The following is a 23,536-nucleotide window of genomic DNA, read 5'->3' as shown; positions in this document are numbered from 1 at the left end:
ACGACCAGGACGATCAGGGGCGGATCCGTCAGACGCCGGGCCCGGCACAGGCACCCGACGGCTCCGCGGCCGCCTCAGCGACAGCAGGGACCGCGAGAACCTCCGGGGCCTCCGCGCCGCCGACGGCGCTCGACTCGGACCGCGTCCCGGCCGGCGCGCGCCGCGGCAGCAGACCACCCGACAGCAGGCCACCGGCCGCCGCGGCCGCAAGACCGGTCAGCCCGGCGACCACGAAGCCGCTTCCCGGCACGGACGCGTCGATCACCGCCCCGACGATGGGGCCCCCGACCGCGAAACCCGAGCTGTACGCCGAGGAGTGCAGCCCGGTCGCCTCTCCCCGCACGCTCGCCGGAGCCAGCCGGCTCACCGCGTCGGTCAGCGACGACAGGGTCGGCGCAGCGAGCAGCGCCGCACCCGCGCCGGCCACGCACAACCAGGGCCAGTCGTGGGCCAGCGCGGCGGGAACGGTCGCGAGACCGAGCAGCCCGAGCAGCAGTGGGGAGGGCAGCGCCCGGGGGGAGCGCCCCGTACACCAGGCCGCCGGCGATGGACGCCACGCCGTACACGGCCACGACCACCGCCGCCCACGACACCTCACCGGCCTCCCGGAGCGTCGCGACGATCGCCAGGTCGGTGCCGCCGAGCAGCATCGTGGCGCCGAACGCCATCACCAGCACCGCGACCAGCCGCGGCCCCAGCCACTCCCGGCGGCGCGGGCGGACGACCGTCCCGGCGTCCTCCTCGGCGTCGGCGCGCAGCGGCGGGTCGAGCAGCGCGATCCCCGCCCCGCCCGCCGCGATCGCGGCGCCCACACCCCAGGCGACCACGCTGGGCGACGTCTGCGCCGCGCAGAGGATCACGATCGGAGGGCCCACCATGTACGACAGTTCGCCCTGCACCGCCTCCAGCGCGAACGCGGCCCGGCGTCCGCCCGCCGCCGTCATCGCGGCGATCGCCTGCCGGGTCACCAGCGGCGCCGGGACCATCAGCAGGCCCGCCGCGAACGAGGCTCCCAGCAGGAGCCCGTACTGCAGGAACGGCACGCTCAGCCAGAACAGCACCTGGAACGCGGCCGTGGCCGCCAGCACCACGCGCGGACCCCGCCGGTCCAGGACGCGGCCGAGCAGCGGCCCGCCCACCGCCACGCCCGCGGTCAACGCCGCCGCGACACCGCCCGCCGCCGCGTAGCTCATCCCCAGACCCAGCACGACGTACATCGTCAACGCGGTCGCGTTGGCCGTGAGCGCGATGCGGGCCAGCAGCGAAACACCCAGCAGCGGCGCCATCCCCGGCACGGCGAGGACCTGTCTGTAACTCGTCACCCGCTGACGCTAGATCGCCCACCCGGCCATAGGAAGTGGTTAATCCGTTGGACCCGGCATAATGAACGCTTATGGCCAGGGATCTCGAGACCGCGTTGCTGCGGTCGTTCGTCACCGCCGTCCGGGCGGGCAGCATCAGCCGCGGCGCGACCGCGCTCGGGCAGACCCAGCCCGCACTCAGCCAGCAGCTGCGCAGGCTCGAGAGCGTCGTCGGGCGTCCGCTGCTGCACCGGTCCCCGTCCGGGGTGTCGCCGACCCGCGCGGGAGAGGAGCTCCTGCCGTACGCCGAACGCATCCTGTCGCTGTCCGCGCAGGCGCTCTCCGAGACCGGACGCGCCCTCACCGGCCACTGCGGCGTCGGCCTGCTGGAGGACCTCGCCGCGTCCCACCTCCCGCAGGCCCTCGCCGACCTCGCCCGCCTGCACCCCGGCGCGACGCTGGAGGTGCTCAGCCTCTCCCCCGACTCCATGCGGGACGCCTACGACTCGGGCCGCGTCCAACTGGTCCTCGACGCGGTCCCCGACCTCCCCGGGCCGCCGCGCTGGACGGTGCGCCGCCCGCTGGTCTGGGCGGTCGGCGAAGGCGTGGACGTGACCGCCGACCCGCTGCCGCTGGTGCTGTTCTCCAACACCTGCTCCTGGCGCACCACGGTGCTGGACGCGATGGAACACGCGGGCCGCCGCTGGCGGGCGGCGTTCGAGAGCAACAGCCTGGTCGGCGTGCTCGCCGCCGTCCGGGCCGGGCTCGGCGTCGCGGCGCTCATGACCGCCAACCTCGACCCCGGCATGACCGCCCACGACACCGGCGCCCTGCCCGCCCTCCCCGACGTCGAACTCGGCCTCCTCCGGCACCCGCCGACCGCAGGCGACCCCCTCGTCGACGCCGTGGAGACCGCGCTACGCCGCATGATCTGACCACCACGCCCGACGCCCCCGAACACCACGACGACGCCGGGCCGCGTCCCGACAAGTCCAGGCGAAACACCCACAGGCGGGCGGCGCGGTAGCGGGCGGGTGGGCGGTGTCAGCCTTCGAGGGCGTTCAGCCTTCGAGGGCGTACTGCATCGCGCGGAACTTGTTCTGCGCCTCCGCCAGCTCCGCCGCCGGGTCCGAGTCCGCGACGATGCCGCAGCCCGCGAACAGCCGCGCCCGCGTCCCCGACAGCTCCGCGCAGCGCAGCGCGATGCCCCACTCGCCGTCGCCGCGCGCGTCGACCCAGCCGACCGGGCCCGCGTACCGGCCGCGGTCCATGCCCTCCAGCTCGCGGATCAGGTCCAGGGCCCGGTCCGTCGGCGTGCCCGCGACCGCGGGCGTCGGGTGCAGCGCCGCCAGCACGTCCAGGACCGTCCGGTCCGCCGAGAGCCGCCCGTGCACCGGCGACGCCAGGTGCGTCACGTTCGACAGGCGCAGCAGCTCCGGCTCGGCCGGGACGTCCAGGTCGGTGCACAGCGGCGCGAGCGCGTCCCGGACCATGTCCACCGCGTAGGAGTGCTCCTCGCGGTCCTTGGGGGAGCGGAACAGCCGGGCCGCGCGGGCGTCGTCGTCGGCGGGACCGGTGCCGCGCGCGGTCGTCCCGGCCAGCACCAGCGAGTCGACCCGGTCGCCGGCGCGGCGGATCAGCAGCTCCGGCGTCGCGCCGACCAGGCCCGCGACGGCGAAGGTGTAGCAGGTGGGGAAGCGGTCCGCGAGGCGGTTCAGCAGCACCCGGGCGTCGATCGGACGGTCCGCCTGAGCGATCAGGTCCCGCGCCAGGACGACCTTCCCGAGATGCCCGGCCTTGATCCGGGACGTGGCGGCCTCGACCGCCTGCCCCCAGGAGGGGGCGCTGCGCGCGCCGTCGCTCCAGGTGAGGCGGCCCGGGTCGGCCGGGGCGAACGCGCCCGCCGGCACCGGCGGCACACCGTCCCCGCGCCGGAGGCCGAGCACGGCGTCCAGCGACTCGTCCAGGGCGTCGTCGGCGGGGTCGCCGATCGTGGTGACCCACGCGTGCCCGTCGCGGCGGCCCAGGACGTACCGCGGGACGATCAGCACCGAGTCGGCGGACTTGGGGTCGAAGCCGAAACTGCCGAACGCGACCGGGCCGGTGCCGGGCAGCCGCAGCGGATCCTCGACCTCGGCGGACCCGAACGTCTCCCGCAGCCACGCGTCGGCGGCCGCGAACCGGTCGTGCCCGCCGGGCAGCTCCAGGCGGGCGGTCTCGCCCCAGCCGACCAGGCCGTCGCCCTCGCGGACCCAGGCGAGGGCGGTGGGGTGGGGGAGCCGCGACAGCAGGTCGCCGGGATCGGCGACCGGAACGGTGCGGACGACGAGGCGGCCGGGTGCGTGCACGGCGAGCTTCACGAACGCCACTCTACGGGACTTTTGAACCCGTTCAAACCGGCGGGGTGCGACCGCGCGCCGAGGCCTTCGCCACAGTGCCGCAGTGCCCACAGAGTGCCCACGGCCCCCCCGCTGGACACGCGCGAGCCCCCGCGGCCGGGAACACCGGCCGCGGGGGCTCGCCTGCGGGAACTCAGCCGCAGGAATTCAAGGCGCAGGAACTCGAGGCGGCGGGGACTCAGCCGCGGCGGCCGGCGAACCGCCACGCGACCGGCAGCAGGCCCGCCGCCAGCACCACCTTCAGCACGTCCCCGGCCAGGAACGGCGTGACGCCCAGGTGCAGCGCCTTGCCCAGGCCCACGTGCAGCGACGCCATCAGGTACGGGACGCCCACCAGGTAGATCAGGCCGGTGCCGAACGTCATCGTCGCGACCGTCCGCAGCGGCGTCCGGTCCCCGCCGCGCTCGGCCAGGCGGCCCACGACCGCGGCGGCCAGCACGAACCCGAGCACGTACCCGAGCGTCGGCATGGACGCGCCGGAGGTGCCCTCGGCGAACCACGGGACCCCGGCGACGCCCGCCGCCAGGTACAGCAGCATGCCGAGCGCCGCGCGGGTGCGGCCGAGCGCCGCCCCGGCCAGCAGGACGGCGAAGGTCTGCCCGGACACCGGCACGGGCGTGCCGGGCAGCGGGATCGAGATCTGGGCGGCGACCCCGACCAGCGCGGCGGCACCGGCCACCAGTGCGGCGTCGCGGGCGAGCGCGCCCGGCAGCAGGTCGGACAGGACGGCGACGGGCCGACGGGACGCCGGGGCGGCGTGAGCGGTGGACACAGCAACCTCCACAAAACGTGCGTGTTGGGTCGAAACTTAGCGAACGACCCGGCGCAGGGGGATCATCCGGGCTACAGAATCACCCCGCCCCGATTTGTCACCACCCGCCTACCAGCCACGACACCCCCGCCCCCATCCGATCGTCACGCCGCCGGGGACCAGGCGTCCGAACCGCGCCGGGGCGGCCGGGGCCGGCGCGTGTCAGGCGTGCCGGGCCAGGTACACCACGTCGGGCTCGCCGCGCGGCACCGGCACCGGCAGCACCTCCACCCGCGCGAACCGGCCCCGCAGCAGCTCCTCGAACGCCGGCGCCGCGCCCGCGCTCCACACCGCCAGCACACCCCGCCCGGTGAGGCGCGCCTCCAGCAGGTCCAGGCCGTCCGGACCGTACAGGCGGGCGTTCCCGGGGGTGACCGTCCAGTCCGGGCCGTTGTCGACGTCCAGGCACAGCACGTCGTACCGGGACGCGTCGCCCGTCAGATGGTCCACCAGGTCGGCCGTGACGATCCGCACCCGCGGATCGTCCAGCGCGCCCCCGGAGAACGGCCGCAGCGGCGCGTCCCGCCCCGAATGCCACCCGACCACCGCCGGTTCCCGCTCCACCACCGCCACCGCGCCGACCCGCGGCAGCCGCACCGCCTCGGCCAGGCTGAACCCCACGCCCAGCCCGCCCACCAGCACGCTCACCGGCCCCGAACCGCCATCCCCGGCGGTTTCCCCGACGGCGTCGACGGCCGCCGACACCAGCAGCCGCTCCGACTCCCCGTTGCGGGTGTCCATGAGGAACACGCCGTTGCTGATGATCTCGTGATGCCCCCCGGCGCGGCGCAGCACCAGCTCACCCCCGACCCCCGCCGCCCGCTCCAGCACGTCCGCCTCTGCCTCGACCCGGGTGCTCATGCGCACGACCCTAGCCCCACCCCCGCCACGGACGCCGTCGCCGCCGATCCCCGTGCCGCCCGCCGTTCAGGAGGTCCGCGCCCGGGGGCGCCCGGGAAGACCCCTTCACTCCACGGTGTTTACGTGTAAGCATGTAATCACGGGAGGTGCGATGTTCCCCGACCCACACGACCACGGCCCACACGCCCACGACGCCGACGGCCCTCACAGCAACGAGCCCCACGCCGGCGAGCCGGACGATCACGGCGACGGCGATCACGGCGACGGCGATCACGGCGACGGCGATCACGGCGACGGCGCGCTGGACGCCTACTCACGCGTGGTGTCCGACGTCGCCCGCGAGCTGACCCCCAGCGTGGCCGGGCTGCGCGTCCGGCACCGGGGCCGCGAGGGCGCCGGATCGGCCGTGCTGTTCACCGGCGACGGGTTCCTGCTCACCAACGCCCACGTCGTCGGCGGCGCCACCGGCGGGCAGGCCGCCTTCGCCGACGGCACCACCACCGCGTTCACCGTCGTCGGCGCCGACCCCCTGTCGGACCTGGCCGTCGTCCGCGCCGACGGGCCCGCCCCCGAGCCCGCGCCCCTCGGCGACAGCGACACCCTGGTCGTCGGGCAGCTCGTCGTCGCCGTCGGCAACCCCCTCGGCCTCGCCGGATCGGTCACCGCCGGAGTGGTGTCCGCGCTCGGACGGTCCATGCCGACCCGCAGCGGCAGCGCCGTCCGGATCGTCGAGGACGTCATCCAGACCGACGCCGCCCTGAACCCCGGCAACTCCGGCGGCGCCCTCGCCGACTGGCGCGGACGCGTCGTCGGCGTCAACACCGCCGTCGCCGGGATCGGCGTCGGGCTCGCCGTCCCCGTCAACGCCACCACCCGCCGCATCATCGGCGCGCTCATGCGCGACGGCCGCGTCCGACGCGCCTACCTGGGCGTCGTCGCCGCGCCCGTGCCCGTCCCCGTCCAGCTGCGCGAACGCCTCGGGCGGCAGGACGCGCTGCGGGTCGCCGAGGTCGTCCCCGGGAGCCCCGCCGACCAGGCCGGGCTGCGCCGCGGTGACCTGGTCCTGGCCGCCGCCGGGGCGCCGGTGTCGCACGCCCAGTCCCTGCAGCGGCTGATGTTCGCCGAAGCCATCGGACGGCCCCTCCCGATCACCGTCCTGCGCAACGGCGCGATGGTCGACGTCATCGTCCAGCCCGTCGAACTCACCGCGGAGAACGCCTGACCCCCCGAACCACCGCACACGCCCGAACCCGCCGCATATCCGAATCGCACTTCCTGCCCGGACTGCGCTGAACCGCCCGAAACGAAGGTGACGGCCGCGGAACGGCGGCGAACCGCGGGTCCCGGGGGCTCGTCCACGCGGACACGCGTGTTCCGGCGGAACCACGGCAACGAGTACGTAACAATGGCTCGGCTATGGCATCGCGATCGCGGAAACAGCAGGCAGCCCGTCCCACCTCTCCCGCCACCGGCGCCCACCCCGGCCCGCGCCCCGCGCCCCGGCCGGGCGGCGGACGCGGAAGCGGCGGGACCGGCGGGACGGACGAGACGGGCGGGCGTGCGGGCAGCGCCCGGACGCGCCGGACGGTGACGTCGATCACCGGCGCCGTCCTCGCCCTCGCCACCGCGACCGGATGCATGTCCGCGTTCGGCGGCACCCGCAAGGACACCCCCGCCGCCGTCCGCGCCGAATGCGCCGCGACCTCCGCGCCCGGCGACTCCCGCACCCGGCAGCTGCGCGCCATGTGGATCGCGACCGTCGGCGGCACCGACTGGCCCACCGACCCGTCCAAACCCGCCGCCCAGCAGCGCACCCGCTTCACCCGCCTGCTCGACACCGCCCGCGCGATGAACCTCAACGCCGTCGTCGTGCAGATCCGCCCCGACGCCGACGCGTTCTACCGCTCCCCGTACGAGCCGTGGTCGGCCGTCCTCACCGGCACCCCCGGCAAGGACCCCGGCTACGACGTCCTCGCCTTCATGGTCAAGGAGGCGCACGCGCGGAACCTGGAGTTCCACGCCTGGTTCAACCCCTACCGCGTCGCGCAGGACCCCGACCGGTCCAAGCTCGCCGCGGGCAGCCCCGCCCGCAAGCATCCCGACTGGGTCCGCGCCTACGGCGACCAGCTCTGGTACGACCCGGGCCTGCCGCAGGTCCGCGACCTGGCCACCAACGCCGTCATGGACGTCGTGCACAAGTACGACATCGACGCCGTCCACTTCGACGACTACTTCTACCCCTACCCCGAGTCCGGGGACTTCCCCGACGCCGCCACCTACCGCGCCCACGGCCACGGCGTCGCCAAGGCCGACTGGCGGCGCCGCAACGTCGACACCCTTGTCCGGACCCTCTCCGGGAGGATCCACCAGGCCAAGCCGTGGGTCCGGTTCGGGATCAGCCCGTTCGGCGTCTGGCGCAACAAGTCCACCGACCCCGGCGGCTCCGACACCCACGCCCTGCAGTCCTACGACGACATCTACGCCGACACCCGCGGCTGGATCCGCAACCGCTGGATCGACTACGTCACCCCGCAGCTGTACTGGCCGATCGGCGACCACGCCGCCGACTACCGCACCCTGGTCGGCTGGTGGAGCCGCCAGGTCGCCGGCACCGGCGTCCAGCTCAGCATCGGCCAGGCCGGCTACCGCGTCGGGGAGTCCGGCTCCTGGCGCAAGACCGACGAACTGTCCCGCCACCTCACCCTGAACGCCCGCCACCCCGAGGTCCGCGGCGACATCTTCTTCTCCGCCAGCGACATCGCCCGCAACCAGCGCGGCTTCGCCGCCCGCGTCCGCGCCGACCACTACCAGCGGCCCGCGATCCCGCCCGCCGCGCCGCCCGCCGGGCACAAGCCGCAGGCACCCGCGCCCGTCCACGACGTCCGCGCCGCCACCGCCACCACCGGCAAGGGCGTGCAGATCTCCTGGGCCCCCGCCGGGACGGGACCCGACGACGCCGGACGGACCGTCGCGTACGCGATCTACCGGCGCGACGGGCGCGGCGCGGGCTGCGCCGCCGTCGACCCCACCGCGCTGATCGGCACCGTCCGCGACCCCGGCACCCCCGCCGGCGCGCGCCTCACCCTCACCGACACCTCCGCCCGCGCCGGTCACGACTACACCTACACCGTCACCGCCCTGGACCGCGTCCACCGCGAAAGCCCGCCCGCCCGTGCCGCAACGGTGACCGTGAACCGGGGATAAACCAGCGTCCTACGGGGGACAAACACAGCACCCTGAACGCCCCCGGAGGTATGAGCATGGCGCTGTCGACGGAGGAGCAGCGGATCCTCGCCGAGATCGAGACCCGCCTGGCCGAGGACGACCCGCGGCTGGCCCGCCGCCTGATCGCGCACGGCGGGACGCCCCGCCGCCGCACCCGGCTGATCATCGCCCTGGTGATCGTCGCGCTCGTCGTGATCTCGGCGCTCGCCGCGGCGATCCTCACCGCCTTCTCCTGACACCCCCGCCGGGGGAGCGCCCGCAGCCCCGCGCGCACCCCCGGAACCGTTCCCCGCGCAACGACCCGCCCACCCCCACCTCACCCCGCGCCCCGCAGGCCCACCCGTGCGGGGCCCGAGAAACGACGAACGCCGTGGCTCCGACGAGTTCCCGTCGGAGCCACGGCGTCGCGTGACGTTTAGGTCGGTGTGGTGGTCGCCTCACGGCGAAATGCACAACGCGGCTCCAGCCGAACGGTATTCCACGAAGGCGATATTTAGAGCCCGGGGGACACAAGCCACACCGACGTTCACCACTCTAACGGCAACCGGGCCATGCCACCGACGTCCACCCCGCGTGTCCCTGATCACCTCACCCCGAAGTGAGGGTTCCGTGCGCCCGTGCACCGGCGCGCCGCCCGCCGCGTCCATCACAGTGAAAGGACTCCCAGAGCGCGGCGAACGCCCACCCCGCACGGTCGGCCGCGCCACCCACCGCGACATCCATCGCGACGGCAACGCGACATCCACCGTGCCACGGCGACCTCCCGCCGCGGCCACAAACCGGCCACCGGCCGCCATCGCCCCGGCCCACCCGGGGAACAGGTCGGACAACACCGCACGACCGGCGCGTCACGACGGCGCCGACCGCGTCCACCAGCACGAAGGAGTCGGGGCAGTGGGCACCAGATGGCTCGGAATCGACGACGACCTCACCGGGGACCTCGACACCGACGGGGACCCGCCACGGCCGGGCCCCCGGCCGTCACCCCCCGTCACCCCCGCACCGGACGCGACCGACACCGCGGCCACGACGGAACCCCTGAACACCACCGACACCACAGCCAGCGCGGCCAGCGCAGGCACGGTGGGCATCGCAGGCGTCGCGGGCATCGCAGGCGTCGCGGGGACGGCGGTCGCGCCGGTCACGGCGGACGGCGCCGCGGCGGGCGCCCCGCTCGAGCCCGCGCCGGACGCGGCATGGACGCTCGCCGCCGACCCCCGCACCGCCGCCCGCGCCCGCACCCTCACCACCGGCCGGCTGCGCGACTGGGCCCGGCTCGGCCGCATCGCCGCCGACCCCGCCGAGATCGACGACATCGTCCTCATCGTGGACGAACTCATCACCAACGCCGTCGTCCACGGCCACGGCACCGTCCTGCTCCGCCTCACCCTCGACGGCGCGCCCGCCGCTCCCGTCCTGCTCGGCGAGATCACCGACGACGACCCCGCCCGGCCCGCCCCGCCCCGCGCCGTGTCCGCGCCGCGCGGACCGGACTGGTCCGAGGACGGCCGGGGACTGCTCCTGGTCACCGCCCTCGCCACCGACTTCGGCACCCGGCCCCGTCCACCCGGCAAGACCGTGTGGTTCACCCGCGACCTCAACCCCTGCGACCTCAGCCTCAACCTCGATCCCGGCGAGCCCGGTCCCCGCACGCACCGCTGAACGGCACCCGGCCGGCGCCCGGCCCACATCCCCCCGCCCGGGCCGGTCACGGGTGCAGCGGGCAGCGGTCCACCACCCACACCTCCTCCTCGGCGTCCAGACCGCCGCGCGGCGGGGGAGGCTCACCGGTCAGCCGGTCCAGATGCCACTCCACGTGCGCGAGCGGCCCACGCCACCCCGCCAGCAGATCCGCGACCGGACGCGCCGGACCCGGACGCCCGAACCGGCGGGGCTCGGGCACCTGCCGCCCCCACACCGCGTCGTCGCTGCCTGCGACCCAGCGCGCCAGATCGTCCAGGACCTGCGTCAGATCCCGCGCGAGCTCGCCCAGCGACCGCACCGCCATCGCGTCCTGGACCATCGACTCCCACACGTCGAACGACGCGACCCGCGCGAACCCCTCCGGATAGTCCGGCGGACGCCCGCCCGGCGCCGGCGGCTCACCCGTCACCGCCGACCGCACCGCCGCGACCTGCCAGCGCGTCCACTCCGCCAGATGCCCCAGCACCCCGCGCAACGCCACCACACCGCCGGACACCTCGTCCCTGCCGCGCCGCGCCCGGCCCCGGCCCGCTCCCTCGAGATCGCGCGCGGACGCGACCTCCTCCCGCAGCCGCATCCGCGCGAACTCCACCCGGTCCAGCGTCCACGCGCGGGCCCGCGCCGCGCCCGCCGCGTCCCGCCCCAGCGGACCCCGCGTGACCGGCTCGGCCGGCGGACGCGGAACCGGCACCCGCAACGCCGCCAGCAGCGCGTCCAGATCCCGCACCCCCACGCCCCGGCCCGACAGGAACGCCGCGCCGATCCGCTCCAGCCGGAACATCCGCGGGCCCTCCCGCAACCGGCACCACCCCACCAGGTAGTCGGCGTCGGGGGCCGTCACCAGGCCGTGCGCCTCCACGTCCCGGACGGTCCGCGTCCCCTGCCGGTCGGTGTACACCAGCCGCGCCACCCGCCGCGTCCGGACGGCCTCGGCGAGCGTGTCGCGGACCGGACCCACCAGCGACGCCGCCTCACCGAGCGGCTCCCGGGCCGGGTCCTGGGCGAGCGCGTAGCCGCGGCCGCGTTCCCGCCGCACCGGCAGGCCGCCGCCCGTCAGCAGCTCCATGTCCCGCCGGACGGTCCGCGCGCTGACGCCGAGCCGCCCCGCCAGGTCACCGGCCTCCACCGCCTCCGGCGACGCCCGCCGCAACTCCGCCACCAGCAGCAGCAACCGGTCGACCCGGTCGACATCGGCCGCATCGGCAGCGCCGGTCGCATCGGTTGCGCCGGCCGCCCGGCCCGCGTGGCGGGGAAGGTCCTCGCGAACTCCTCGGTCGTCTCCCACGCACTCATCGTGACCGCCGGACGCGGCACTATGCCGCCCGGTGACACCCATGTCCCGCCCCGGCCACCCAACGCGTCACCCACACCACCGCCCCGCCTCAAGACGGAACGTCCCGCCGGTGCGCGGCGAGCCTCGCTACGAACGGGGCCGCGGGTGCTGCGGGCCGATGCCAAGGGCCGCGCCGCGCGACTTCGCCCTCGTCGTCGGCGCGGACGGCCTGCACTCCAACGTGCGGCGCCTCGCCTTCGGCGCGCAGTTCCGCTTCACCGCCTTCATCGGCGCCTACCTCGGCGTCCTGCCCCTGCCAGCACCGCCACCGACCTCGCGTGCCAGCAGGTGATGGCGGAGCCGCGCAGGCCGTCCGGGAGGCAGCTGGGCCGCGTCTCGTCCGCTTGACCAGGGGACGGGACGCGGGGTCAGGCGGACGGGGCCGAAGAAGGGGCGTCGACGGACGCGGGGGAGGGCGCCGAGGTGTTCGTCGAGGCGTGATGGCGGGGGTGCGTCATGCACGCGCCGACCAGCAGGACGAGCGCCAGCCCGGAGGACAGGGTGCGGAGCAGGTGCAGGACGTTCCACGTGTGCTCGAAGGCGTGCCGGGCGCGGTGGAAGTCCGCCGCGTCGCGGGTGACGGCGTCGGCGAGGCGTCCGTTGAGCGGGATGTTCCCCGCGACGGAGACGGCGAACGCGGCGACACTGCACACGGCGGCCGCGGCGATCAGCCAGGTGACCAGGGTGGGATGCCGCGGCGAGGAGAACGCGAGCGCCACCAGCGGCAGCACCAGCGAACCGCCGAACACCAGGAGGAACGGGACGCTCGGCACCGCCTCGTTCAGCTTCCGCATCGCCGTCACGTACGCCTGGTCGTCCAGGCGTGCCAGGCCCCGCGTGATCGCGACGGCGTAGCAGAAGCAGAATCCGGCGAACAGGCCGACCGCGACCGTCGCCAGGTACAGGGGGAGTCGGCCCATCGGGTCACGCCGCCCCGGTGGAGGGACGGGCTCCGCCGCGGCGGCGCGCCGCGGTGACGGCGGCGGCCGTTCCGCCGAGCAGGACGACCCCGGCCGCGAGCAGGCCCGCGCCGATCCAGGGGAGGGACGGCTCGGTCGCGGCGGTCTCCACCCGGCCGCCGACGTTCGGCGACCCGTCGGCGTTCATCGCGACCAGGACCCGGTCGCCCTGCTGCCCCGCCGCGTCGAACCGCAGGGTGAGCGTGCCGGTGCCGGTGGCCTTCGCGGTCCAGACGGACGCGGCGGACGGCGGCGCGGCGGACGGCCTGCCCGGGTGCGGGGTGTAGGTGACGCCCTTGCCGGTGCTCCTGTGGCCGGTCGTGTAGCCGGCGCCGGACAGGTAGGTCCGCAGGTCGTCCGGACGGGCCAGGCCGACGAACGCCGGCCCGCCGCCGGACCCCGGGACGACGCGGATCCTGACCTCCTTCGCGCCGCCGAACAGGAACGGCCTGGCCTTGCTCCAGTCGTAGGCGTCGCTGATCACCACGGGGTGGTCCGTGCGGTAGTCGGCGTTCCCGAGGCCGACGTAGCCGCCGTCGCCGCGCGCCTTGGCGAGGCCGAGCCCGCCCGCCGCGAGGGTGGTCAGGGAGGCCACGCCGAGCACCACGGCGCCGGTGACGGGCAGGGCGCGTCCGCGCCGCTTCGGTCCGTCGGTGCTGTTCTGGTCCGTGCCGTGCTGGTTCTTGCCGTGCTGGTTCTTACCGGTCATGACAACCGCTCTCCCGTCCCCGGCCCCCGTGGCCGGGTGTGAGGTAGACTTCAAACAGACTTGGTACTTGGAATTTGAAACTTGAGACATCGTATTTCAAACGCGGAAGGGTGACAAGTGACCCAGGACGCCTCGGCCCCCAGCGGCCTGACCCGGCGGCGCCGCCGGCTCTCCGACGAGGAGACCGAACAGCGGATGCTGAAGGCCGCGCTCGCGATGGTCCACCAGGCAGGACTGACCGTGAGCCTGGACCACATCAGCTTCGAGGACGTCATCCGCGACGCGGGCGTCGCCCGCAGCGCCGTCTACCGGCGCTGGCCCTACAAGGACCTGTTCTTCAGCGACCTGCTGCGCGAACTCGCCCGCGGGACCGGCCCCGCCGCCGGCGCCGGCGACATCGCCGCGACCGACCCCGTCCGGCGCGTCCTGCTCGACCACCTCGACTGGGTCCGCACACCCGGGCACCGCCGCGCCCTGGCCGCCGAGGTCCTCCGGCAGGGCGCGCTCCGCGAGTTCGAGACCTTCCTCGGATCATCGGAGTGGCGCACCTACCTCGCCCTGCACGCCACCTTCCTCAGCCTCCCCGACGGCGACCTGCGCACCGAGGTCCAGGACGCGCTGACCGCGTCGGAGCGCGCCCTCATCCAGCGCGTCGCCGGCACCTACGCGCACGTCACCGAGCTCATCGGGCTCCGCCTGCGCCCCGACCTGGACGCCGGCTTCGACACCGTCGCCAACCTCGCCAGCGCCACCATCCGCGGCCTGGTCGTCATGGCCCCCGCCAACCCGTCCATCGCCACCCGCCGCTTCCAGGCCAACCCCTTCGGCGCCCCCGAGGCCGCTGAATGGTCACAGCCCGCGCTCGGCATCGCCGGCATCGTCATGACCTTCCTCGAAGCCGACCCCGCCGTCGACTGGACGGACGAACGCCTCGAGGAACTCCGCCGCACCCTCGACGACCCCGACCAGACCGGCTTCTGAACCGTCCGCCCCCGCGAAGGACCGGGCCCGGCTTCCACGGCGAGCAGGGGTGTGCAGGTGACCACGCGGCACCGGCAAGGCTTCGGTGCGTCCGCTGACCTCGTCGTGGCTCCTGAGCGGGCAGGTTCACCCGTGCGCCGGACGCGAGGGCGACACAAGTCGGGCCCGTCCTTCACTCGAAGGACGGGCCCGACCGGAAGCGATCCGCGCGTGCCCCGGGCCGGACGGCCCGGGGCACGGGGTCAGGGATTGGTGAGGGTGTCGGCGACGCCCTCGAAGTCGGACGCCGTGAGCGTCAGCGCACCCGAGCCGCTGATCGCCTGCGTCGCTGCGGCCCCCGCGAGATGGTTCGTCGCCGCACGGTCCAGGTAGGCCTCCACCAGCCGCGCCCCGGCCACCCGGCCCCGGCCGCGCAGCGCCGCCAGATCACGCCGCACCACCGTCCAGGCGTCCTCGCCCACCCGCAGCCGGCGCTCCTCCGCCAGCAGGCGCAGCAGCGCCTCCCGCTCACGCGGCTGCGACAGATCCGGCAGCCGCACCGCGCGCAGGTCGGTCACCAGCTCCGGCGCGGCAGCGGACAACTCGCCCACCCGCGCGGGAGCGCACGTCCCGACCAGCGCCGTGTCGCTCACGCCCTCGAGCCGGGCGCGCGCCAGCGCCGCCGAGAACCCCGGGCCGCGCGGCTCGTCCAGGACCAGCCTGTCCAGGCCGTCCAGCAGCAGGACGTGCCCGGCGTGCGAGGCCAGCAACTCCGCCAGCCCCTCCGGGCCCTTCGCCGCGACCTCCTCGACATGCACCGTGCGGACCTCGCCGCTGCCCGCCTCGACCTCCGCCAGCGCCCGCGCCGCCATCCGCGCCAGCCGCCGCTGCCCGCTCGACGGCTCCCCGATCAGCAGCAGCCCCGGCGCCGACGCGCTCGACACCTCCTGACCGCGCAACCGCCGCGCCCACTTCCCGCGCCGCCGCACCTCGGTCACCACACGCTCGATGTCGTCCGCCCCGCACAGGAACCGGATCCCGTACGCCTCGGCGATCTGCGGACCCTGCGGCAAAGCCGGAGCCTGCGGCACCGGGGGAGGCGGCTCCGACACCGGCGCCGGAGGCGGCGGCAACACCGCCTGCGCCCCGGCGTCCGCCGTCGTCGCGTCCACCCCCCACGACCCGCCCGCGCCCGCGGACAGCGCCGTGGCCGGGGCCGAACCACCCGCGGGCGGCGGCGCGTACGCCGTGGTCGCGTCCGCCGCCCACGCGCCACCGGACGGCGCGGGCCCCGAGAACGCCCCACCTGTGTGCACAGCCGGACGCGACGCGTCCGGCGTCGCCGCGCCCGACGGGCGCCCCGGACCCGGCGTGGCGGAACGTCCGCCACCCGGATCCAGCTGCGTCGCCTCGGGGTCGGCCGACCATCCCGGAACCCCGCCTCCCGGCGGCCCCGGCGGTGGCCCCGGAGGCGGGGCCGCAGGCCCGGCGGGCGGCATCCGGTACGCCGGATCCGCCGTCGTCACACCCTGCTGAAACCCACCGCCGGGCGCACCACCGGCGGGCGCGGCGGGCGCGGGCCCCGCACTCGGCGAAGCCCAACCACCCGCCTGAGGGTCGGCCCCCGGCGTGCCAGGAGCCACGCCCAGACCAGGGCTCAACGCCGTCGCGGGAGCCGCCCCCGGGCTCAACACGGTCGGGGGAGCGGCACCCGGAGCCCCGGCATTGTCAGGACCCGCAGCCCCCGGGACGGGAGCCGCCTGAGGAAGTCCCTGCCCGGGCACGCCCGGACCGGCCCCCACCCCAGGCGGGGGGACGGGAGCGGCGTAGGCCGGGGCGCTCGCCCCGGCAGATGCGCCGGGCGAGCCGAAAGCGGCCCCACCCGGGGCGGCGGCCGGATCGGCGAGCGGCGCCGGCGGCGGGGGAATCCGGGGAGGCGCGCCGAGCGAACCGTGAGCCGCCGCGCCCGCCGCACCGCTCGGATCGCCCGACGGCGACGCCCCGGCCGACCCGAACGGTGCGGCGCCCGGGCCGGCGGACGGGCCTCCGGACGCGGGAGGCACGCCGACCGACCCGAAGGCCGCGCCACTCGGATCGCTCACCGGTGCGCCGCCCGCGGAAGCAGGGGACGCGCCACCCGGCCCGGGCGGAGGCGGCGGGGGAGCGCCCCCATCCGGTCCGGCGCCCGGCGGAACCGATCCGGGCGCGGAGCCGGGAGGACCCGGCGGCGTGCCGCCCGCGACCGGGCCCGCCGGGGGATCAGGCGTCCCCTCGGGAGACTGGGACGGTTCACGCTGCGCGGCCAGATGCGCGCGCGCCGCCTTGATGATGTCCCACGCGCTCAGCTCGTCGGTGGACGGCGGGGTGTGCAGCGCGGGTGACATCAGTTCCGCCGCGATCGCCTGCGGCATCGCGAACCCCGTCGGGGGCGGGGTGACCTGCGCCAGGCGGCACCAGGTCAGGCCCAGGCTGTAGGTGGTGACCAGCAGCGACGACAGCGCCTCGGAGTCACCGCGCAGGACGTCCGGCAGGCGGCCCTCCCGCGGCCACAGCGCCCGCAGCGGATGCCCCGGATCGGTCAGCAGCGCCTGCAGCGTGCGCATGCTGTCGGGGTCGAGCCAGCGGTGCAGCGCGGGCAGCACGTTCGGCGCGGCCTGCAGGTCGGCGGCCAGCACCGCGACGCCCGCGCGGCGCACCGCGTCGTGGCGGCGCCCGGCCGCGGACGTCCCGGCCGTCATGCCGGGCACGGCCATGCCCGGCATCGTGCCCGGCGCGCCGGGCATCCCGCCCATGCCGGGCAGTCCGTCGCCGGCCAGGTCCGACACGGTCCGCTGCAGGTCGTACAGCGCCAGCCGCAGGTGCTCACCGGGCGCGGCGTCGCGCATCATCGGGATCGCGTGCTCGGCCGGGCAGCGCCGCCGCCACTCGGCCAGCACCGCCTGCTGCCCGTACCGGGCGGTCGCCAGATCCTGCGGGACCAGGCGCAGCGACGCCGCCGTGACCGCCGCGAGCGCGTCCGCGCCCGGACGGAACCGCTCGTCGCCCGTCAGGCCGGCCGCGACCTCGTACATCACCCGCACGACGTGCGCCGCGCCCGCGCCGTCCCCCATCACCAGCCGGGACGCGTAGTACCCGGCCAGCGTCGAGAAGTCCGGCGGCATCATCCAGTGCAGCCGGTCGGCGGGCGTGGTCAGGAACGGCACGAACGACTCGATCAGCGGGTGCTCGGTCAGCGCGACCGGCGCGCCCGCGCACCACAGCAGCGCGCCCCACGCCGCCGCGACCGTGGACGGCGTGCCCGGCTGGAACATCGGGTCGTGCTGCTGGAACTGCGCCGGGTCCACCGCCAGGGCCGTCGTCAGCGCCTGCGAGATCCGCGCGACCACCGCGGTGTCGGGGACGGGCCCGAGGAACCCCGCCGACACCATCCGCCCGGCCGACAGGTCCGGTCCGGTCGGGAACAGCTGCGGCGGGACGGGCGGGTTGCCCGCGCCGCGCGGCGCGGGCATCGCCGCGTTCCGCGAGGCCGGGTCGGACGGCGGCGGGCACGGATGCCAGCTGCCGTCCAGGCCGCACCGGTACCAGCGCCCCCACGCCCCGTAGAGCCACCACTCGCCCGCGCCCCACAGCATTCGCGCGACGATCTGCTCGGCGCGCTGCTGCGGCGGCGCCGACGCCCACCACGGCGAGACGACCAGCTCCCGGACGTTCTCCTCCACGGCGGTGAACAGATCGCGCTGCTCGCCCGTCTGCGCGCCCGTCTGTGCGCCCCCGCCGTGTCCACCCGATCCGGTCCCCGATGCCTGCACATTCACCCCGCGAATAGTAGCCCTCCGGCGACCGAACGGGAGGAACATCACCATCGACACGTAAGTAGCGTTATGCCACGATGCTCCTGAAACCGAGGGTGGGAGGACACCGAATTGGGGAACCCGGGAACCGGCGCGGGACGCAACCGCGCGGGCGGACTGGCACTGATCATCCTTTCGTCGGTCTGTTTCGGTGGATCGGGACCGTTCGGCAAGGCCCTCATCGAGGCCGGGCTCAGCCCCCTGCAGGCCGTGTGGGTGCGGATCGCCGGGGCCGCGCTCGTCCTCACCGTCCTGGCCGCCGCCGTGCGCGGACGCCGCGCGTGGGCGACCGTCCGCGCCAACCTCGCCCCGCTCGTCGCCTACGGCGTCGCCGCCATCGCCGGATGCCAGGGCCTCTACTTCGTCGCCGCCTCACGCCTGCCCGTCGGCGTCGCGATCCTGCTGGAGTTCTGCGGGCCCGTGCTCGTCCTGCTCTGGATGAGAGTGGTCCGCCGCGCACCCGTCCGCGCCACCGCCGCCCGCGGCGTCGCCGTCGCGATGATCGGCCTCGTCCTGGTCGTCCAGGTCTGGGACGGCCTGCGCCTGGACGCGCTCGGCCTCGCCGCCGGCCTCGGCGCCGCCGCCTGCCAGGCCGCCTACTTCCTCCTGCTGGACCGCATGGGAGAAGGCGTCGACCCCCTGGTCACCAACGCCGCCGGCAGCATCGTCGCCACCGCCCTGCTCACCCCCCTCGCCCTGCCCTGGGCGGTCCCGTGGCACGTCCTCGCGGGCCCCGTCCCCATCGCCGGGCACACCGCCCCCGGCTGGACCCTCGCCGCCTGGATCATCGGCATCAGCACCGTCCTGGCCTACGTCACCGGCAACGCCGCCGTCCACCGCCTCTCCGCCCAGGTCGCCGGAGCCCTCTCCTACACCGAGGCCGTCGCCGCCACCCTCATCGCCTGGATCGTCCTCGACGAACACCTCACCCCCGTCCAGCTCGTCGGCGGCGCCGTCGTGCTCACCGGGGCCTACCTCGCGCAACGCTCCGTCACCACCACCCCCACCACCTCCGACCCCGTCCACCCCGCCACCTCCCCACCACCCCCGATCCCGATCCCGGCACCGGCTCCCGTCGGCTCCTCGGACACGACCACCTGACCCGGACCGTCAGGCGTTCTCCCGCAGGAAGCGGCGCGTGCCGAGCGTCACCGACACGACCACCAGCGCCACGGTCACCGCCGCACCCTCCAGGACCGACGGCGAGGAGAAGTCACCGCGGAACGCCGCCCGCGCCGCGTCCACCACGTACCGGAACGGCGTGAAGCGGGACACCGTGTCGAGCCAGCCGGGGGCCATGCTCATCGGCAGGATGATCCCCGACAGCAGCATCAACGGCAGGGTCACCGTCGACAGCAGCGGCGCGAAGGCGTCCTCGACGCGGGTCGCCATCGCCAGCACATAGGACAGCGACGCGATACTGAGCGCCAGCAGCGCCACGAACACCAGACCCACCGCGATGCCCCACAGCGGCGCCCGCAACCCCAGGACGACGCTCACCGCCAGCAGCATCACCGCCTGGACGACCAGCAGCAGCGTGTCACGCAGCACCCGGCCCAGCAGCAGCGCCAGCCGCGACACCGGCGTGACCCGCAGCCGCTCCACCACACCCGACCGCAGGTCCGCGATCAGGCCGAACCCGACGAAGCCCGCACCGAACAGCGCCAGCTGCACCAGGATCCCCGGCACGAACGCCCGCCAGGTGTTGCCGCCACCCGCGCCCTGCACCCCGCCGACCCTGCTCAGCAGCGGACCGAACAACACCAGGTACAGCAGCGGCTGCGTCAACCCGAACGCCACCCCGACCTTGTTCCGCAGCATCTGCCGCGCGTACCGCAGAAAGATCAGCCAGGTGTCCCGTGCCGTCCGAGCCAACCCGGCGCGCCCGGACGTCGCCGCTACCGCGCCGTCGGGAGGCCCGGAAGCCGGGCCGCCCCCCGGGCCGTCCTCATCGCCCGGACCGGTGAGCGTTCCGGTCGTCGTCGTCGCCATCATTCTTCCTCTCCTCGGAGAACTCCGGGATCAGGCCGCGTCCCGCAGGGAACGGCCGGTCACTGTCAGGAACACGTCGTCCAGCGTCGGCCGCGCCATCCGCAGCGCGGCCAGCTCCACGCCCGCCTCGTCCAGGGCGCGGAGCAGGCTCATCAGCGACCGCTCGCCGTCCTCGACGGTCAGCCGCAGCGAACCGTCCAGCACCGCCGCCTCACGCACCGCGGGATGGTCCGCCAGTGCCGTGCGCGCCCGGGCGGCGACCTGATCCAGCGGCGCGCCGGACGCGGCCAGCTCCACCGTCACCACATCGCCCGAGACCCGCCGCTTCAGCTCGGCGGGGGAGCCCTCGGCGACGATCCGGCCCTGGTCGATGATGAGGATGCGGTCGCACAGCGCGTCGGCCTCGTCCAGGTAGTGCGTCGTCAGGAACACCGTCGTGCCGTCGTGGTCGCGCAGCCGCCGGATGTGCTCCCACAGGTTGCCGCGGCTCTGCGGATCCAGACCCGTGGTCGGCTCGTCCAGGAACACCAGCGGCGGCCGGTGCACCAGGCCGAGCGCGATGTCCAGCCGCCGGCGCTGCCCGCCCGACATCGCCGACGACGGGCGCGCGAGCAGCCCCTCGCCGTCCAGGTCGAGCCGGCGCGCGAGCTCGCCGATCCGCTCCGCCGCGCCCGGGACCCGGTAGAGCCGGGCCTGCAGCTCCAGTTCCTCGGCCGCCGGGACGGACGGGTCGGTGCCGCCGCCCTGCGCCACGTACCCGATGCGCCTCCGCACCCCCGCCGGATCGGACCGCAGGTCGCGGCCCGCGACCGTCGCCGTCCCGGCGGTCGGCGCCAGCAGCGTGGTCAGCATCCGCAGCGTGGTGGTCTTCCCCGCGCCGTTCGGCCCGAGGAACCCCACGATCTCCCCGGACGCGACCGACAGGTCCACCCCGCGCACCGCCTCCACGGTGCCCCGTTTACCGGTGAAGGTGCGGGCGAGCCCGCGCGCCTCGATCACGAAAACCTCCGACGAAAGCGAAGCCCGATGCCGTGGCGGTCACCACGACGCCGATAGAGTAACCCCAATTTTGCAGTCACACCAAGTTTTCATCGACACCAGGGCGCCTAGAATCTCCCCATGGGTGACCAGACCGCGCCGGACGGCCCGCAGCACACCGCACAACCCCAGCTCGGCCTGCGCGAGCGCAAGAAGCGCGAGACCCGGCGGCGGCTCGCCGACATCGCCACCGGGCTGTTCATGATGCGCGGCTTCGACAACGTCACCATCGCCGACGTCGCCCGCAAGGCCGACGTGTCGGTGAACACGGTCTTCAACTACTTCCACACCAAGGAGGACCTGTTCTTCGACCGGCAGGACGAGATCATCGTTCAGGTCGCCGAGGCCTTCCACGGGCGGCGTCCGGGCGAGTCGGTCGTCGCGTTCTACCGGCGGGTGTTCTTCGAGGGCCTCGACCAGGGCTCCTTCCAGACCGGCTTCCACGAGGGCGCCGAGGTCTGGGTCCGCACCGTCCGCGACAGCACCGCGCTCATGGCCCGCCAGCGCGAGATCGGCCAGACCGCCCAGGACATGCTCGCCCGCGTCCTGGCCGACGAGACCGGCGCCGACCCCGACGACATCACCCCCCGCGTCGTCGCCGCGATGATCATGACCGCGCAGTGGACCCTGGTGAACGAGATCACCGAGCGCAAGCTCGCCGGCGAGACCCTCGAGGAGATGCGCGACGGCGTCGAGGCCGCCGCCACCCGCACCTTCGACCTGCTCGAACACGGCATCGGCGACTACGCCGTCAAACCGCGGGACGCCGCCCTGCCCGCAGGCGGCCGCGCCGCCGAGGCCCTCGACGAACCCCGCCGGACGTTCGGCGACCGCATCAGCGACGTCGCCTCCGGCCGCCCCTCCGGCTCGTCCGGCACCTGACCGGCCCCGCCCCGGCGGCCGCACTCCGGCGGCCACGCCCCGCATCCGCAAGGGCTGCGCGAAACGAGGGCAAAGGCTCGTCCCGCCCGCGCGGCATCACGGCGGACGGCCCGCACCCCGCCGTTAGCGTCCTGCCATGGCGCAGACCCCCGCCTCCGGCGCGGACGACGACACTCCCGCCGAAAGCGCCGAACCGGCCAAGGGCGCCGACGACGCCTCCACCCCGAACACCCCTCCGCCCGCACCGGACGACGACACCTCAGAAACCCCAGGCGCCTCGGACACTCCAGGCGCTCCAAGCGCCTCGGACGCCTCGGGCACTGCACCCCGGGACCCGCGGCGGATGCCGCCGTGGCTGCCGCGCGCGTTCGTCCTCGCCGCCGCGACCGTGGTCGCGTTCCGCGGCGGCGTGTGGCTGCTGGGCCGGCTGCGCGGCCTGATCCTGCTCCTGGTGATCTCGCTGTTCCTGGCGTTCGCGATCGAACCGGGAGTGAACTGGCTCGCCGCCCGCGGCTGGCGGCGCGGCCTCGCCACCGGCCTGATGTTCCTGATCCTGGCCGTCCTCGGCCTCGGGTTCGCCGTCGCCCTCGGCTCGGTGATCATCAAGCAGACCAACACCCTGGTCGACAGCGCCCCCCGATACGCCGACCAGATCATCGAATGGGCCAACCGGGCGTTCGGCGCGCGGCTGTCCAAGCACACCCTGGTCAGCAAGATCCCCGCGATCGGCGGCGAACTGTCCAAGCACCTGTCGGGGCTGGCCGGGAACGTCTGGGGGATCGGCGTGACCACGCTCGGCGTCCTGTTCCAGGGCCTCGGCGTGCTGCTGTTCACCTTCTACCTGTCCGCGCAGGGCCCGAGGTTCCGCCGGACGGTCTGCTCCCTGCTGCCCCCGCAGCGCCAGCGGCAGGTGCTGCGCGCCTGGACGATCGCCGTCGACAAGACCGGCGGCTACATCTACTCCCGCGCCCTGCTCGCCGCGATCTCCGCGGTGTTCCACTACACCGCCTTCACCCTGCTCGGCGTCCCCTACGCGCTGACGCTCGCGATCTGGGTCGGCGCGGTGTCCCAGTTCATCCCCACCATCGGGACCTACCTCGCCGGGGCCGCCCCCGTCCTGATCGCGCTCACCAGGGCGCCCTCGACCGCGCTGTGGACGCTGCTGTTCGTCATCGCCTACCAGCAGTTCGAGAACTACCTCCTGCAACCGCGCATCACCGCCCGCACCCTGGACATGCACCCCGCCGTCGCGTTCGGCGTCGTCATCGGCGGCGCGGCGGTCATCGGCCCCATCGGCGCCGTCCTCAGCCTGCCGCTGGTCGCCAGCCTCCAGGCGTTCCTGAACGCCTACGTCCGCCGCTACGACGTCGAGGAACACCCCCTCACCACCGCCCCCTCCGTCAAACACGAACAGAAGCCCGGCTGACCACCGGACGCGCCGCCCCACAGTCGCCCCACGGCCGCCCCCTCACCACTCCGCCCGCCGAGCGCCTCCCGCCCGCACTTTCGCC

At 75.1% G+C, this 23,536-nt stretch carries 20 protein-coding genes and 1 pseudogene; 10 read left to right on the top strand and 11 right to left on the bottom strand.

The window, feature by feature from the left end:
* Positions 1-28: 28 nt before the first annotated feature.
* Entirely contained in the window at positions 29-598 is a 570-nt protein-coding gene (locus AB0L06_RS07020; RefSeq protein WP_500230383.1) for an MFS transporter, read from the bottom strand.
* Positions 579-1,217: pseudogene (locus AB0L06_RS07015) on the bottom strand (MFS transporter); the annotation flags it as partial. The gene AB0L06_RS07020 and the pseudogene AB0L06_RS07015, both read right to left, overlap by 20 nt.
* 176 nt (positions 1,218-1,393) lie before the next feature.
* Here AB0L06_RS07015 and AB0L06_RS07010 point away from each other — a divergent pair.
* The gene (locus AB0L06_RS07010) at positions 1,394-2,236 is read left to right on the top strand and encodes a LysR family transcriptional regulator (RefSeq protein ID WP_500229993.1); all 843 of its coding nucleotides are present in this window, start codon (positions 1,394-1,396) and stop codon (positions 2,234-2,236) included.
* Between the two features lie 126 nt (positions 2,237-2,362).
* Here the strand turns inward: AB0L06_RS07010 and AB0L06_RS07005 are convergent, their stop codons facing one another.
* The 3 genes from AB0L06_RS07005 to AB0L06_RS06995 form a co-directional block, all read right to left on the bottom strand.
* Entirely contained in the window at positions 2,363-3,661 is a 1,299-nt protein-coding gene (locus AB0L06_RS07005) for an isochorismate synthase (protein WP_500229992.1), read from the bottom strand.
* A 217-nt stretch (positions 3,662-3,878) separates the two neighbouring features.
* Positions 3,879-4,472 carry a biotin transporter BioY gene (locus AB0L06_RS07000; RefSeq protein WP_500229991.1) on the bottom strand — a complete coding sequence of 198 codons (594 nt, stop codon included), beginning with the start codon at positions 4,470-4,472 and terminating at the stop codon, positions 3,879-3,881.
* Positions 4,473-4,673: 201 nt separating this feature from the next.
* Entirely contained in the window at positions 4,674-5,372 is a 699-nt protein-coding gene (locus AB0L06_RS06995; protein ID WP_500229990.1) for a spermidine synthase family protein, read from the bottom strand.
* A gap of 151 nt (positions 5,373-5,523) precedes the next feature.
* Here AB0L06_RS06995 and AB0L06_RS06990 point away from each other — a divergent pair, with 151 nt between their 5' ends.
* The 4 genes from AB0L06_RS06990 to AB0L06_RS06975 all read left to right on the top strand — a co-directional run bounded on the left by AB0L06_RS06990 (position 5,524) and on the right by AB0L06_RS06975 (position 10,259).
* Positions 5,524-6,594, top strand: coding sequence for a S1C family serine protease (locus tag AB0L06_RS06990; protein WP_500229989.1), 1,071 nt, complete (start codon positions 5,524-5,526; stop codon positions 6,592-6,594).
* 194 nt (positions 6,595-6,788) lie between these two features.
* Positions 6,789-8,576, top strand: coding sequence for a glycoside hydrolase family 10-like protein (locus tag AB0L06_RS06985; RefSeq protein WP_500229988.1), 1,788 nt, complete (start codon positions 6,789-6,791; stop codon positions 8,574-8,576).
* Positions 8,577-8,632: 56 nt separating this feature from the next.
* A complete protein-coding gene (locus AB0L06_RS06980) occupies positions 8,633-8,833 on the top strand; it encodes a DUF3040 domain-containing protein (protein WP_500229987.1) in 201 nt (66 codons plus the stop codon).
* 658 nt (positions 8,834-9,491) lie between these two features.
* On the top strand, positions 9,492-10,259 hold the full coding sequence (locus AB0L06_RS06975; protein ID WP_500229986.1) for an ATP-binding protein: 768 nt from the start codon (positions 9,492-9,494) through the stop codon (positions 10,257-10,259).
* A 46-nt stretch (positions 10,260-10,305) separates the two neighbouring features.
* On the opposite strand, the gene AB0L06_RS06970 is transcribed toward AB0L06_RS06975, so the two are convergent.
* Positions 10,306-11,586: a helix-turn-helix transcriptional regulator gene (locus AB0L06_RS06970; protein ID WP_500229985.1), complete on the bottom strand. Its 1,281-nt coding sequence runs from the start codon at positions 11,584-11,586 to the stop codon at positions 10,306-10,308.
* 166 nt (positions 11,587-11,752) lie between these two features.
* Between AB0L06_RS06970 and AB0L06_RS06965 the strand changes: the two genes are divergently transcribed.
* Complete coding sequence (locus AB0L06_RS06965; protein ID WP_500230390.1) at positions 11,753-11,926, top strand: hypothetical protein; 174 nt, start codon at positions 11,753-11,755, stop codon at positions 11,924-11,926.
* Positions 11,927-12,002: 76 nt separating this feature from the next.
* On the opposite strand, the gene AB0L06_RS06960 is transcribed toward AB0L06_RS06965, so the two are convergent.
* The gene (locus tag AB0L06_RS06960) at positions 12,003-12,554 is read right to left on the bottom strand and encodes an anthrone oxygenase family protein (protein ID WP_500229984.1); all 552 of its coding nucleotides are present in this window, start codon (positions 12,552-12,554) and stop codon (positions 12,003-12,005) included.
* Positions 12,555-12,558: 4 nt separating this feature from the next.
* Positions 12,559-13,302 carry a hypothetical protein gene (locus tag AB0L06_RS06955; protein ID WP_500229983.1) on the bottom strand — a complete coding sequence of 248 codons (744 nt, stop codon included), beginning with the start codon at positions 13,300-13,302 and terminating at the stop codon, positions 12,559-12,561.
* 117 nt (positions 13,303-13,419) lie between these two features.
* Here AB0L06_RS06955 and AB0L06_RS06950 point away from each other — a divergent pair, with 117 nt between their 5' ends.
* Positions 13,420-14,283 (top strand): TetR/AcrR family transcriptional regulator, encoded by an 864-nt coding sequence (locus AB0L06_RS06950; protein ID WP_500229982.1) that lies wholly within the window; start codon positions 13,420-13,422, stop codon positions 14,281-14,283.
* A 242-nt stretch (positions 14,284-14,525) separates the two neighbouring features.
* Here the strand turns inward: AB0L06_RS06950 and AB0L06_RS06945 are convergent, their stop codons facing one another.
* Positions 14,526-18,077 carry a hypothetical protein gene (locus tag AB0L06_RS06945; RefSeq protein WP_500229981.1) on the bottom strand — a complete coding sequence of 1,184 codons (3,552 nt, stop codon included), beginning with the start codon at positions 18,075-18,077 and terminating at the stop codon, positions 14,526-14,528.
* 108 nt (positions 18,078-18,185) lie between these two features.
* On the opposite strand from AB0L06_RS06945, the gene AB0L06_RS06940 reads away from it, so the two are divergent.
* On the top strand, positions 18,186-19,214 hold the full coding sequence (locus tag AB0L06_RS06940; RefSeq protein WP_500229980.1) for an EamA family transporter: 1,029 nt from the start codon (positions 18,186-18,188) through the stop codon (positions 19,212-19,214).
* A gap of 9 nt (positions 19,215-19,223) precedes the next feature.
* Here AB0L06_RS06940 and AB0L06_RS06935 read toward each other — a convergent pair whose 3' ends face one another.
* A complete protein-coding gene (locus AB0L06_RS06935) occupies positions 19,224-20,108 on the bottom strand; it encodes an ABC transporter permease (protein ID WP_500229979.1) in 885 nt (294 codons plus the stop codon).
* 27 nt (positions 20,109-20,135) lie between these two features.
* A complete protein-coding gene (locus tag AB0L06_RS06930) occupies positions 20,136-21,104 on the bottom strand; it encodes an ATP-binding cassette domain-containing protein (RefSeq protein WP_500229978.1) in 969 nt (322 codons plus the stop codon).
* Between the two features lie 120 nt (positions 21,105-21,224).
* Between AB0L06_RS06930 and AB0L06_RS06925 the strand changes: the two genes are divergently transcribed.
* Both AB0L06_RS06925 and AB0L06_RS06920 read left to right on the top strand, forming a co-directional pair.
* A complete protein-coding gene (locus AB0L06_RS06925; protein WP_500229977.1) occupies positions 21,225-22,025 on the top strand; it encodes a TetR/AcrR family transcriptional regulator in 801 nt (266 codons plus the stop codon).
* A gap of 136 nt (positions 22,026-22,161) precedes the next feature.
* Entirely contained in the window at positions 22,162-23,451 is a 1,290-nt protein-coding gene (locus AB0L06_RS06920; RefSeq protein WP_500229976.1) for an AI-2E family transporter, read from the top strand.
* Positions 23,452-23,536: the final 85 nt, after the last annotated feature.

This window comes from Spirillospora sp. NPDC052269 (assembly GCF_040679435.1).
GTDB lineage: Bacteria > Actinomycetota > Actinomycetes > Streptosporangiales > Streptosporangiaceae > Spirillospora.
This window is presented reverse-complemented; position numbering and strand designations above follow the sequence as displayed.

Coding starts and splice junctions, on each gene's coding strand:
- AB0L06_RS07010 (WP_500229993.1), top strand. CDS start 1,394: ATGGCCAGGGATCTCGAGACCGCGTTGCTGCGGTCGTTCGTCACCGCC.
- AB0L06_RS06995 (WP_500229990.1), bottom strand. CDS start 5,372: ATGAGCACCCGGGTCGAGGCAGAGGCGGACGTGCTGGAGCGGGCGGCG.
- AB0L06_RS06990 (WP_500229989.1), top strand. CDS start 5,524: ATGTTCCCCGACCCACACGACCACGGCCCACACGCCCACGACGCCGAC.
- AB0L06_RS06985 (WP_500229988.1), top strand. CDS start 6,789: ATGGCATCGCGATCGCGGAAACAGCAGGCAGCCCGTCCCACCTCTCCC.
- AB0L06_RS06980 (WP_500229987.1), top strand. CDS start 8,633: ATGGCGCTGTCGACGGAGGAGCAGCGGATCCTCGCCGAGATCGAGACC.
- AB0L06_RS06965 (WP_500230390.1), top strand. CDS start 11,753: ATGCCAAGGGCCGCGCCGCGCGACTTCGCCCTCGTCGTCGGCGCGGAC.
- AB0L06_RS06960 (WP_500229984.1), bottom strand. CDS start 12,554: ATGGGCCGACTCCCCCTGTACCTGGCGACGGTCGCGGTCGGCCTGTTC.
- AB0L06_RS06955 (WP_500229983.1), bottom strand. CDS start 13,302: ATGACCGGTAAGAACCAGCACGGCAAGAACCAGCACGGCACGGACCAG.
- AB0L06_RS06935 (WP_500229979.1), bottom strand. CDS start 20,108: ATGATGGCGACGACGACGACCGGAACGCTCACCGGTCCGGGCGATGAG.
- AB0L06_RS06925 (WP_500229977.1), top strand. CDS start 21,225: ATGGGTGACCAGACCGCGCCGGACGGCCCGCAGCACACCGCACAACCC.
- AB0L06_RS06920 (WP_500229976.1), top strand. CDS start 22,162: ATGGCGCAGACCCCCGCCTCCGGCGCGGACGACGACACTCCCGCCGAA.